The 12858-nt window shown below is 47.7% G+C and carries 12 protein-coding genes and 1 tRNA gene; 9 read left to right on the plus strand and 4 right to left on the minus strand.

Annotation, left to right across the window (positions count from 1 at the left end; genetic code table 11):
- Positions 1–11 precede the first annotated feature (11 nt).
- The 9 genes from hisH to B5F71_RS01555 all read left to right on the plus strand — a co-directional run bounded on the left by hisH (position 12) and on the right by B5F71_RS01555 (position 9473).
- Positions 12–608, plus strand: coding sequence for an imidazole glycerol phosphate synthase subunit HisH (gene hisH / locus B5F71_RS01515; protein ID WP_087207291.1), 597 nt, complete (start codon positions 12–14; stop codon positions 606–608).
- Between the two features lies 1 nt (position 609).
- Positions 610–1332, plus strand: coding sequence for a 1-(5-phosphoribosyl)-5-[(5-phosphoribosylamino)methylideneamino]imidazole-4-carboxamide isomerase (gene hisA, locus B5F71_RS01520; protein WP_013616980.1), 723 nt, complete (start codon positions 610–612; stop codon positions 1330–1332).
- A 15-nt stretch (positions 1333–1347) separates the two neighbouring features.
- The gene (gene hisF / locus B5F71_RS01525; protein WP_013616981.1) at positions 1348–2103 is read left to right on the plus strand and encodes an imidazole glycerol phosphate synthase subunit HisF; all 756 of its coding nucleotides are present in this window, start codon (positions 1348–1350) and stop codon (positions 2101–2103) included.
- 38 nt (positions 2104–2141) lie between these two features.
- Complete coding sequence (gene hisIE, locus B5F71_RS01530) at positions 2142–2753, plus strand: bifunctional phosphoribosyl-AMP cyclohydrolase/phosphoribosyl-ATP diphosphatase HisIE (RefSeq protein WP_087207293.1); 612 nt, start codon at positions 2142–2144, stop codon at positions 2751–2753.
- Positions 2754–2759: 6 nt separating this feature from the next.
- A complete protein-coding gene (locus B5F71_RS01535) occupies positions 2760–3440 on the plus strand; it encodes an ATP-binding cassette domain-containing protein (RefSeq protein ID WP_022040194.1) in 681 nt (226 codons plus the stop codon).
- Between the two features lie 120 nt (positions 3441–3560).
- Positions 3561–4883 (plus strand): aspartate kinase, encoded by a 1323-nt coding sequence (locus tag B5F71_RS01540; RefSeq protein WP_087207296.1) that lies wholly within the window; start codon positions 3561–3563, stop codon positions 4881–4883.
- Between the two features lie 104 nt (positions 4884–4987).
- The gene (lysA, locus tag B5F71_RS01545) at positions 4988–6148 is read left to right on the plus strand and encodes a diaminopimelate decarboxylase (RefSeq protein WP_087207297.1); all 1161 of its coding nucleotides are present in this window, start codon (positions 4988–4990) and stop codon (positions 6146–6148) included.
- Positions 6149–6477: 329 nt separating this feature from the next.
- The gene (locus B5F71_RS01550) at positions 6478–9105 is read left to right on the plus strand and encodes a valine--tRNA ligase (protein ID WP_087207299.1); all 2628 of its coding nucleotides are present in this window, start codon (positions 6478–6480) and stop codon (positions 9103–9105) included.
- 131 nt (positions 9106–9236) lie between these two features.
- Complete coding sequence (locus B5F71_RS01555; RefSeq protein WP_241148531.1) at positions 9237–9473, plus strand: DUF4884 domain-containing protein; 237 nt, start codon at positions 9237–9239, stop codon at positions 9471–9473.
- Between the two features lie 334 nt (positions 9474–9807).
- Here the strand turns inward: B5F71_RS01555 and B5F71_RS01560 are convergent, their stop codons facing one another.
- The 4 genes from B5F71_RS01560 to B5F71_RS01575 form a co-directional block, all read right to left on the minus strand.
- On the minus strand, positions 9808–10806 hold the full coding sequence (locus B5F71_RS01560; protein ID WP_087207302.1) for an MBL fold metallo-hydrolase: 999 nt from the start codon (positions 10804–10806) through the stop codon (positions 9808–9810).
- An 83-nt stretch (positions 10807–10889) separates the two neighbouring features.
- Positions 10890–11339: a hypothetical protein gene (locus B5F71_RS01565; RefSeq protein ID WP_022040524.1), complete on the minus strand. Its 450-nt coding sequence runs from the start codon at positions 11337–11339 to the stop codon at positions 10890–10892.
- A gap of 55 nt (positions 11340–11394) precedes the next feature.
- Positions 11395–12399 carry a DUF6340 family protein gene (locus B5F71_RS01570; RefSeq protein WP_087207303.1) on the minus strand — a complete coding sequence of 335 codons (1005 nt, stop codon included), beginning with the start codon at positions 12397–12399 and terminating at the stop codon, positions 11395–11397.
- A gap of 295 nt (positions 12400–12694) precedes the next feature.
- Positions 12695–12766: transfer RNA gene (locus B5F71_RS01575), tRNA-Arg, on the minus strand.
- Between the last annotated feature and the right edge of the window lie 92 nt (positions 12767–12858).

Genomic DNA, 12858 nt, shown 5'->3' on the forward strand with positions numbered 1-12858 from the left:
AGAGAAAAAGCATGAATGTAGCGATTATCAAATACAATGCAGGAAACATCTTCTCGATAGACTATGCCTTGCGCCGGTTAGGGATAGAGCCGGTCATTACCGCCGACAAGGAACTTATCCGAAAAGCGGATAAAGTCATCTTTCCGGGCGTCGGAGAAGCCAAGAACACCATGGAATACCTTCAGGAGCATCAGCTGGACCGGCTGATCACCGACCTGAAACAACCCGTTTTAGGCATTTGTCTGGGCATGCAATTGATGTGCCGGCATTCGGAAGAAGGTGATGTCCCATGCTTGGGCATTTTCGATGTAGATGTCAAGCGTTTCCAGCCTGTCCGCCACGAAGACAAAGTGCCCCACATGGGTTGGAATACCATCCAATGCACAGACAAGCTATTGTTCAACGGTTTCGAACAAGAAGAATTTGTCTATTTCGTGCATAGCTATTACGTTCCGCTAAACGATTTTACGGCAGCCCGGACAGACTATATCCTGCCCTTCAGTGCCGCCCTGCACAAAGACAACTTCTATGCCACCCAGTTTCATCCCGAAAAGAGCGGGAAAACCGGAGAACGTATATTACAGAACTTTTTAAACATAGCATACTGACATGATAGAACTAATCCCAGCCATCGACATCATTGATGGAAAATGTGTCCGTCTCTCGCAAGGCAATTACAATTCGAAGAAGGTCTACAACGAGAATCCGCTGGAAGTAGCCAAAGAGTTCGAAGCATACGGCATCCGCAGGTTACATGTGGTCGACTTAGACGGAGCCGCATCCCACCATATCGTGAATTACCGTACGTTGGAACAGATTGCCACTCATACCTCGCTCATCATCGATTTCGGCGGAGGAATCAAGACATCGGGCGATATCGAAATCGCATTCGAGAGCGGTGCCGAAATGGTCACACTGGGCAGTGTAGCCGTGAAACACCCCGAATGGTTCTGTGAATGGCTGCAAACCTACGGGAACGAGAAAATCATTCTGGGAGCGGATGTGAAAGACCGCAAAATCGCCATCAACGGCTGGAAAGAAGAAAGCCCGATGGAACTGATGCCCTTCTTAGAGCAATACACACAAAAAGGAATCACCAAGGTATTGTGTACCGACATCAGCCATGACGGAATGCTGGACGGTCCTTCCCTCCCGCTCTATCAAGACATACTGAAAGCCTGTCCGGGACTTTACCTGATAGCCAGCGGAGGCATCAGCTGTATGGATGATATCCTGAAACTGGATGAAGCAGGCATCCCAGCCGTTGTATTCGGGAAAGCCATTTACGAAGGACGGATTTCACTAAAAGAACTTAGCCACTATATAATATAATAAGGAGTAGAGCGCATGTTAGCAAAACGAATCATACCCTGTCTGGATATAAAGAACGGACAAACCGTAAAAGGAACCAACTTCATCAACTTGCGCGAAGCAGGCGACCCCGTGGAACTGGGACAACTCTACAGCGAACAAGGAGCCGATGAACTGGTCTACCTGGACATTACAGCCAGCCACGAAGGACGGAAAACGTTTACCGACTTAGTGAAACGCATAGCTGCCTGCATCAATATCCCGTTTACCGTAGGCGGAGGCATTCACGAGCTAAGCGATGTGGAGCGCCTGCTGAATGCCGGTGCCGATAAAGTATCGGTCAATTCTGCCGCTATCCGGAATCCCCAACTCATTGATGACATAGCCCAACATTTCGGTTCTCAAGTATGTGTGGTTGCCATTGATGCCCGCCAAACGGAAAAAGGATGGAAATGTTATCTGAACGGAGGACGGGTGGAAACCGAAAAGGACTTGTTCAATTGGGCACATGAAGCCAACGAACGGGGAGCCGGAGAGATACTTTTCACCAGCATGGACCACGACGGAGTGAAAAACGGATACGCAAACAAGGCACTGGCAATACTGAGTGACACATTAACCATTCCGGTCATCGCTTCGGGAGGAGCCGGGAACAAACAGCATTTCAAAGACGCGTTCACGCAAGGGAAAGCCGATGCGGCACTGGCGGCAAGTGTATTCCATTTCGGCGAAATACCCATACCCGAACTGAAAGCATACCTCCATACGGAAGGCATTAACGTAAGAATTTAACTGATTATATATCTCATAACCCTTAAAATGAAAAAACTATGCAACCCGACTTTGATAAAATGGACGGATTAGTCCCTGCCATTATCCAAGACAGCTATACCCAAAAAGTGCTTATGCTTGGATTCATGAACAAAGAAGCCTACGAAAAGACCTTGACAACAGGCAAAGTCACGTTCTATAGCCGTACCAAACAACGCTTATGGACGAAAGGCGAAACCAGCGGGAACTTTCTGGAAGTAGTTTCCATAAAGAGCGATTGCGACAATGATACCTTGCTCATTCAGGCACACCCGACCGGTCCTGTATGCCATACGGGCACCGACACCTGCTGGGGAGAAAAAAACGAGCAAGACATCATGTTCTTGAAAGAATTGCAAGACTTCATCGACAAGCGCCACAAAGAAATGCCCGAACACTCGTATACTACCAGTCTGTTCCGCTCCGGAGTCAATAAGATGGCACAAAAAGTAGGCGAAGAAGCTGTAGAAACCATTATCGAGGCTTGTAACGGTACTGATGAACGTCTGATTTACGAAGGAGCCGACCTGCTGTATCACCTGATTGTACTACTCACCTCAAAAGGATACCGCATCGAAGACCTGGCACGGGAATTGAAAGAACGTCATAGCGCAACCTGGAAAAAACATTGATGACTTATGGACGAAACACCGCTAATCCGATACAAAGGAGTGGAAATCGACCAACAGGCTCTCTGCGTCCTGCATGATGTGGACTTCGAACTGCATAAAGGAGAGTTCGTCTACATCATCGGCAAAGTGGGAAGCGGAAAATCTACTCTCCTGAAAACAATTTACGGAGAACTGGACATTGCGAAAGGAGAAGCCACCGTATTGGGCTATGATATGAAAAAACTGAAGCAAAAGAATATTTCCGAATTGCGGCGTAAACTGGGTATCGTGTTCCAAGACTTCCAGCTACTTATCGACCGGACCGTACACGACAACCTGGAATTTGTATTGCGTGCCACCGGATGGAGACAACGGCAAGCCATCGAAAACCGTATTGCGGAAGTACTCGAACGGGTAGGCATGGAAAACAAAGGCTATAAGATGCCCAACGAACTGTCTGGAGGCGAACAGCAACGCATCGTGATAGCGCGCGCCATACTGAACAGTCCAGATATTATCCTCGCCGATGAACCGACAGGAAATCTGGATGTGGAAACCGGACGAAACATCGTGGAACTGCTGAAGGAAATATGCAATCAAGGCTCGGCTATCATTATGACTACCCATAACCTTCACCTACTCTCCGAATATCCGGGAATCGTTTACCGTTGCGAACAGCATCATTTGCAACGCATTGGCGAATCCTAAAAAAAACAAAGAGACCAAGATTTTAGCGGCAAATCATAAAAAGACCGTGAAATATTCGTATCTTTGCGCACAGAAAAGAAATAGTATTTAAACTGAACAATTAAAAATTCGAAACTGAAAATGAAAGTTTTAAAGTTTGGAGGAACGTCGGTAGGCTCGGCACAGAGAATGAAAGACGTTGCCAAATTGATTACCGACGGCGAACAGAAAATCGTAGTCCTGTCTGCCATGTCGGGTACAACCAATACCTTGGTCGAAATTTCAGATTATCTGTACAAGAAAAACCCAGAAGGTGCGAATGAAATCATCAACAGGTTGGAAAGCAAATACAAACAACACATTGATGAACTTTATTCTACAGAGGAGTACAAACAGAAGACACTGGAATTTGTAAAATCGGTATTCGATTACATCCGGTCGTTTACAAAAGATATTTTTACGTTGTTCGAAGAAAAGGTAATCTTGGCACAAGGAGAAATCATCTCTACCAACATGGTTACCAACTACCTGTGCGAACAAGGCGTAAAAGCCTATTTGATTCCTGCACTGGAATTCATGCGCACGGACAAAAACAGTGAACCTGACTTGAATTATATCCGCGAGAAACTTGCCGCACAGCTGGAAGCACATCAGGGACAAGACATCTACATCACCCAAGGATTCATCTGCCGCAACGCATACGGTGAAATCGACAATCTGCAACGGGGCGGAAGCGACTATACCGCATCCCTCATCGGAGCCGCTATCAACGCTTCTGAAATCCAGATATGGACCGACATCGACGGCATGCACGACAATGACCCGCGTGTGGTTGACAAAACATCGCCCGTACGCCAGCTGCATTTCGAAGAAGCCGCAGAACTGGCATACTTCGGTGCTAAAATCCTGCACCCTACCTGCATCCAGCCTGCCAAATATGCCAATATTCCGGTGCGCCTGCTGAATACGATGGAACCAAGCGCCCCCGGTACCTTGATTTCAAATGATACCGAAAAGGGGAAAATCAAAGCCGTAGCTGCCAAAGACAACATAACAGCCATTAAAATCAAGTCGAGCCGTATGCTGCTGGCTTACGGGTTCTTGCGGAAAGTATTCGAAATATTCGAAAGCTACCAGACCGCCATTGATATGGTCTGCACCTCGGAAGTAGGCGTATCGATGTCGATAGACAATACCAAACATTTAAATGAAATTGTCAATGACTTGAAGAAATACGGCACCGTTACCGTTGACCACGACATGTGCATCGTATGCGTTGTGGGCGACCTGGAATGGGAAAACGTGGGCTTCGAAGCCAAAGCGCTCGATGCGATGCGTGACATTCCGGTACGTATGATTTCATTCGGAGGCAGCAACTATAACATCTCGTTCCTGATTCGGGAATGCGACAAGAAGAAAGCCTTGCAATCCTTGAGCGACGTGCTGTTCAATGCCGGCAAGTAATGAAATCTTCTTCATAACTTTTATATAACACGAAAAGCGGATGGTACGGTTGTAACACAAACCGCATCGTCCGCTTTTTTTATAATACTTAATACAAATCGATTATGAAAGGTATTTTTCCTGTAGAGAGATTCCAAAACGTAGAAACTCCTTTTTATTATTACAACGCCGACCTGTTGCGCGAGACATTGAACGTTATCCGCACCGAAGCCGGAAAGTACAACAAATTCTGTGTGCACTATGCCATCAAGGCAAACGCCAATCCTAAAATCTTAGGCATCATCCGCGAGAGCGGACTGGGAGTGGATTGCGTAAGCGGCTGGGAGATAGAAGCGGCTATCCAAGCAGGGTTTCCCGCAAGCAAGATCGTATTTGCCGGAGTGGGCAAGACCGACAAGGAAATCAACCTTGCACTCGACCACGACATCTTTTGCTTCAACGTAGAGTCTGTTCCCGAACTGGAAGTCATCAACCAGCTGGCTACCGGCAAGAACAAGATAGCACGCGTAGCTTTCCGCATCAATCCCGATGTAGGAGCACATACACATGCCAATATCACCACAGGCCTTGCCGAAAACAAGTTCGGCATCAGCATGCAGGATATGGATAAGGTTATCGACCGGGCACTCGAAATGAACCACGTGAAGTTCGTCGGCCTGCACTTCCACATCGGTTCGCAAATCCTGGATATGGGAGACTTCATCGCCCTGTGCAACCGTGTCAACGAATTGCAGGAAAAACTCTACGCACGCCAAATCATCGTGGAACATATCAACGTAGGAGGAGGGCTGGGCATCGATTACGCGCATCCCAACCGGCAATCCATCCCCGACTTTGCCGAATACTTTGCTACCTACCACAAGCACCTGAAGCTTCGCCCGCAACAGACTTTACACTTCGAGCTGGGCCGTTCTGTAGTAGGACAATGCGGAAGCCTCATCACACGCGTCATATACGTGAAACAAGGCACCAACAAGCAATTCGCCATTGTCGATGCAGGCATGACCGACCTCATCCGTCCTGCCCTTTACCAGGCATACCACAAGATAGAAAACATTTCTTCCGAAGAACCGGTGGAAACCTACGATGTAGTAGGGCCTATTTGCGAATCGTCCGATGTCTTTGGAAAAGCCATCGACCTGAACCGCACACATCGTGGCGATTTTCTTGCCATCCGCTCTGCAGGCGCATACGGAGAAATCATGGCATCCGGGTACAATTGCCGACCGCTCCCGAAAGGCTACACGTCGGACGAACTGAGATAACACATTCCCAGTTCTTTACTCCTGCAAACAAATACTAAGCCGCTCCGCCAGATGCGTGCAGATGCATCTGGCGGAGCGGCTTAGTTTCAGACCGGTTTCAACAGGCTAAAACTACCGTTCTCACCCGATAAAACTATACGCTCAACCCGATAAAACCTTTAATACAAACCGGCATTCCTTCCCGTACAGCCCCATAGCTTCATCCGCTTGCCTCGGCACATCATGTCACGCCATTTGATTCTGCTGATTTTATATGCATATTCCAAAGAATTTATTACCTTTGCACGCTGAAGCAGAATAAGGTAAACATTAAAAACGAATAAAATAAGATGGAATTAGCAAGTAAGTACAATCCCGCAGATGTGGAGGGGAAATGGTACCAGTATTGGCTGGACAACAAACTATTCAGTTCGAAACCCGACGGACGTGAGCCGTACACCATCGTCATCCCGCCGCCCAACGTGACCGGCGTGCTCCACATGGGACACATGCTTAACAATACCATTCAGGACATCCTGGTGCGCCGCGCACGCATGACCGGCAAGAATGCCTGCTGGGTGCCGGGAACCGACCATGCCTCGATTGCCACCGAAGCAAAAGTAGTAAACAAGCTGGCACAAGAAGGCATTAAGAAAACCGACCTGACACGCGATGAATTCCTGAAACACGCATGGGCGTGGACAGACGAACACGGAGGCATCATCCTGAAGCAATTACGCAAGCTGGGCGCATCGTGCGACTGGGACCGCACGGCATTCACCATGGACGAAACGCGCAGCAAGAGCGTCATCCGTGTCTTTGTAGACTTATACAATAAAGGACTTATCTATCGCGGTGTGCGAATGGTGAACTGGGACCCGAAAGCCCTGACCGCACTTTCTGACGAAGAAGTTATCTATAAGGAAGAACATAGCAAGCTCTATTATCTCCGCTATAAGGTAGAAGGAGATTCCGAAGGACGCTATGCCGTAGTAGCCACCACCCGTCCCGAAACCATCATGGGTGATACGGCGATGTGTATCAACCCCAACGACCCGAAGAACCAATGGCTGAAAGGCAAGAAAGTGATTGTTCCGCTGGTGAACCGTGTGATTCCGGTTATCGAAGATGATTATGTGGATATCGAATTCGGTACAGGCTGCTTGAAGGTTACGCCGGCACACGACGTGAACGACTACATGCTGGGCGAAAAGCACAACTTGCAAAGCATCGATATCTTCAACGACAACGGAACCATCAGCGAAGCCGCCGGACTTTATGTAGGCATGGACCGCTTCGAGGTGCGCAAGCAAATCGAAAAGGATCTGGAAGAAGCCGGACTGATGGAGAAAGTGGAAGCCTATACCAACAAGGTAGGCTTTTCGGAACGCACCAACGTGCCTATCGAGCCGAAGCTCTCGATGCAATGGTTCCTCAAGATGCAGCACTTTGCCGATATGGCATTGCCTCCGGTAATGAACGATGAACTGAAATTCTATCCTGCCAAGTACAAGAATACGTACCGCAACTGGCTGGAGAACATCAAGGACTGGTGCATCAGCCGTCAGCTTTGGTGGGGACACCGCATCCCAGCATACTATCTGCCGCAGGGAGGATATGTAGTAGCCGAAACACCCGAAGAGGCTCTCGAACTCGCCAAGCAGAAGACCGGCAACCCCAATATGAAAGCGGAAGACCTCCGTCAGGACGAAGACTGCCTCGATACGTGGTTCTCTTCATGGCTTTGGCCCATCTCGCTGTTCAATGGCATCCTCGACCCGGACAATGAGGAAATCAACTACTACTACCCGACGAGCGACTTGGTGACCGGACCGGACATCATCTTCTTCTGGGTGGCACGTATGATTATGGCAGGTTATGAATACAAACACGACATGCCGTTCCGCAACGTGTACTTTACCGGCATCGTGCGTGACAAAATCGGACGCAAGATGTCGAAGTCACTGGGCAACTCGCCCGACCCGCTGGAACTGATTGACAAATACGGTGCCGACGGCGTGCGCATGGGCATGATGCTTTCGGCTCCCGCCGGAAACGATATCCTGTTCGACGATGCGCTTTGCGAACAAGGACGTAATTTCAACAACAAGATATGGAACGCCTTCCGTCTGGTGAAAGGATGGAACGTGGCCGACATCGAACAGCCCGAATATGCCCGCATCGCCACGGAATGGTTCAAGGCAATGCTGGCAAAAACCACCCTTGAAGTGACAGACTTATTCGGCAAATACCGCCTGAGCGAAGCGCTGATGGCAGTTTACAAACTCTTCTGGGACGAATTCTCAAGCTGGTACCTCGAAATGGTGAAGCCCGCATACGGACAACCCATCGACCGCACCACCTACGAACAGACCCTGAAGTTCTTCGAAGCCTTGCTCATGCAGTTGCATCCGTTCATGCCGTTCATCACCGAAGAATTGTGGCAACACATCTACGACCGCCAGCCCGGCGAAAGCATCATGACGCAACAGCTGGACAAAGCGGAAGGGTTCAACGAAGCTTTGGTAAACGATTTCGAAAAGGTAAAAGAAGTCATCGGAGGCATCCGCACCATCCGCTTGCAAAAGAACATTGCACAGAAAGAAACCCTGGCTTTGGAAGTGGTTGGAGCAAATCCGGTATCCGCATTCAATTCTATCCTGGCAAAGATGGGAAACCTGTCCGATATCCATACGGTAGAAGCAAAAGCAGAAGGCGCAGCGGCCTTCATGGTAGGTACTACCGAATATGCTGTGCCATTGGGCAACCTCATCAATGTAGAAGAAGAATTGAAAAAGCTGGAAGCCGACCTGAAATACCAGGAAGGATTCCTGCAGAGCGTGCTGAAAAAGTTAGGCAACGAGAAGTTCGTAAGCAAAGCGCCTGCCAATGTGATTGAAATGGAGCGCAAGAAGCAGGCAGATGCTGAAACGAAGATTGCCGCACTGAAAGAAAGCATCGCCGCACTGAAGAAATAACTTTTTTAGAATGAAGAGTTAAGAATGAGAATAAGGTTAACTGATAAGTTTCTCTTCTTCATTCTTAACTCTTCAACCTTACCGATATGAAAAAACGCTTCCAATTCTGCCTGCTCGTATGCAGCACGTTAATGATTTCCTGCAACCTGAATGTCCCTCTGCGATACGAAAAGCCAAGCAACAACGATACCTATACGATAGATTACCTGTTCCAGCACGACGGAGTAAAAGTATACCGTTTCCGGGACAGAGGAAACTACGTATATTTCACGACTCGTGGAGATGTAACCAGCATCCACGCAGATTCAACCCAACAACGTACCATCACCATCCATCGGGAAGACAGCATTGTTTCCCCGATTTGGTAAGAAAGGATTTAATCCGTTCAGCAATTTAGTCGCACATTTTTTCGGAGATATGGAAGAAAACTTATAATTTTTCCGCCGGAAATAAACATATAAGTTCATCTGGTGTAAGATTATTAATCTTCAAGCTGCAAGATTATTAATCTTACAAGCGGAAGATTATTAATCTTACACCAGACGAAGCTATATTTAATTTTACGATTTGACAATTTACTATCTACTATTTGAGCATTAAATCGTACTTCGTAAATCGAAAAATAGTAAATCAAAAGAATCTGCGAAAATCTGTGTTTCTGATAATATTATTTCATTTTGCACACTTGCTTAATACATAGATTTACCGCAAAGGCTTCAGCTTGACAATCTCCCCCAGTTCGGGAACAATGACGGGCATGTTACGCTTCTTTGCTTCCGACTTAAACACATGGGGAGGGTCAAACAAAGGTTCGTCCGAGAGGTCGAACGTACCGTAATGCATCGGGATAGTCATGCAGGCATGCATCTCGGCAGAAGCCGTCAATGCATCGTACGGAGAAATGTGGTTCGGTTTCATAAACCAGCGAGGCTTGTAGGCACCGATGCCGATCATGCAATAATCGATATGCGGAAACATGTCGGGCAATTCTTGAAAATGTTGCGCATAACCGGTATCTCCACTGTTGTAAATAGTAATTCCGCCCGCTTCTATCATAAAAGACCCCCAAAGCCTCATTCCCCCATCATTCACGCCCCGTTTGCTCCAATGCTGGGCAGGCAGGAAAGTGAGCCGCACCCCGTCTGCCTCATATTGCTGATACCAGGCAGCTTCTATCACTTCCATTGCCGGGAACCAACTCTGAATCAACGTACCTGTATTAATGCCGCAAAACAACTTCATCTGCGGATTATCGGCAAACAGGCGTGCCACACTCGGCTTGTCCAAATGGTCGAAATGGTCGTGGCTGATAAGCAAATAGTCGATGTCCTTAAAAACAGATACATTGGCGGGAAACGGACTCCGGCGTTTCACGAAAGGAATGCTTCCATACACCGGGTCTATCATAAACCGCTTGCCCCCCAACTGGAGAAAGAAAGAATTATGTCCCAGCCAAATCAACGAATTGCCCACTACGGCGTCCAGCGAACGAAGGAAATGCACTTTCGGATCCCATTTGATGGTGCGTTTTTCTTTCCGTTGCGGATTGGGAGACAGGCGCCATTTCAATACACTCCCCATCCCCGGCCGCCAACGGTGCTGGCGGTTAAAAAACTTTCCCCCTGCTGTAGGATTGCCACGCCAATGTGGATTGACCGTGCGCAACCGCTCGTTTCTGCGAAATGAAATGCGCTCTCCCATAAGCCTTTTAGTAATGAAGAATGAAAAATTAAGAAACAACGTTCGGCGTAAGCCAATGAAGAACAACGTACTTCATCCACACCTTATTTTTCCAACAAGTCTTTCAAAAATGCGTCCAGTTCCTCATCCAGTCCTTTCAGCAATTCATCGTTTAAGAACAAGGTTTCATTGTCATCCATCAGCAACAGGTCTGCTACAGTCTCCTTCTCGTCATCCACCAGCACAAACGAATACGGCTTCATCAGCGAAAGCTTGTCCAGCAATCCCTGTTCCTTCAATGCCGTCACTTCAGCACGAAGCAGAGGTTCTATTTCCGTATAGAAATCGTCTCCTTCATAATTCACCCATTCGGCAATGACCGTACGTGCCAGCACTTCATCATCATCGTCATAAATCACCAACTCTCCATTCTCCTGTCCCGGATGCAAATGTATGTCTGTCAGCACCGATTCCTCGCCGTTACCACGATATCTCCCGATAGCTTCTTTCAGAGCCGAAGCAATAGCCTTATGCGACTGTTCACTAATATCCATCATATCTACGTTATTATCTTGACCAAATGTACAAAAAAATTCAATAACAACAATTTTATTCCGACAAATTGTTTCCAAAACGCCCCATTTGGATATTCAGATGAGGGAACTGCCGCATCCGTTTCTCCAGTTGCAGAGCCGAGAACTTCCATACCTGCTCCTCTTCCGAGCCGGATCCGACATACTTCTTTGCATCATCCAGCCATTTCCTTGCTTCATCCAGCTTACCCAACATTTCAGAGGCTAAAGCCAAATTGATAGCAGCACGCCCTTTCACTTTACCCGATTTGCGCTTCCCGTAAAGCGAATGCCACAACGCTTTGGCTCCTTCCCAGTCACCTTCATTGACACATACCGCCGCATCGCGCATTTCGACACACCCTCCGGCAAAATAAACCCGGTCGGTACGCTCCCAATAAGGTGCAACCTGACGTGCCAGCAAGTGTGCCGAGAAATCTGCCACATATTTCAGCAAGACTTTATCGGAAGGCATCTGGTCCAGATCCCAGTCCAGACTGTCTACCGGAGCCACCACACGGAGCGGCCGTTCGCGCACCGGCGAATAAATGCTCAATATCGGAGTGACCTGTGTCAGCACAACAGGCCAAGGCTCAATCAGTCCCGGATACATCACTTCCCGCTTAACGTTCTGCACAAACACACGGTCTAATGAAAAAAGCATGTCCACACCCAGTTCCCGGGTCAATCTGCCCACTTCCTCCTTCGACAACGGACGGATTTCGGCATTATCCGAAGCAGCCTTGTCATTCAGTGCCGAATCGCATATTATCACCTGATTGAAATATCTGGAATCGGCCAATGCAGCGGCAAATGCTTCCGCCGTCTGCTTTCCGTCACCGTTTAAGCTGCCCAGTGTAGCCACACTACTCTTTGCCTGCGGTATCGAAGGCATATTATTGACTACTGCAACCGATTCAACCTGTCCCGGCAAGCTAACTTCTGCCGGACATAGCTGGTCGAACGAAAGGGTCTGCACAGACACACACGATGCAAATCCCCATGCCACCAGCATACAACAACATAAAATCCGTATGTTCATAAACATATTCTTTTTCCTTGGTAATGCACAAAGATAAGGAGAAAAAGTGAAACTCCCCCTCATCCTGCATGGTTTTATCACATTTTCATAACCGATAACAGCATGAAAAACATCCCGCCGGCACCAAGGGCACAAATATCGCGAATCATAAAAAGAAACAAAGAAAGCGGAAGTCACCGATTATGTCACCCAAAAAAAGTGTACGGATTTTCGGGATAGCAAGAGCAAAAAACACAAAAAGCCCACTAAAGCGGTTACTTTAGTGGGCTTTTATCCGTTTATGACTTGGCAGTAGTACACCCGTGGGGAGTCGAACCCCAATCGTCGGAACCGGAATCCGATATTCTATCCATTGAACTACGGGTGCATTGTTTTTTTAATTGCGGCACAAAAATACAATTATTCTTCATTCTATCCTAATGATTCGGATAAAAAATTCGTATGAGCCTATGAAAACAA

Origin of the sequence: Bacteroides sp. An269 (genome assembly GCF_002159755.1) — a bacterium.
GTDB classification, from domain to species: Bacteria; Bacteroidota; Bacteroidia; order Bacteroidales; family Bacteroidaceae; genus Phocaeicola; species Phocaeicola intestinalis.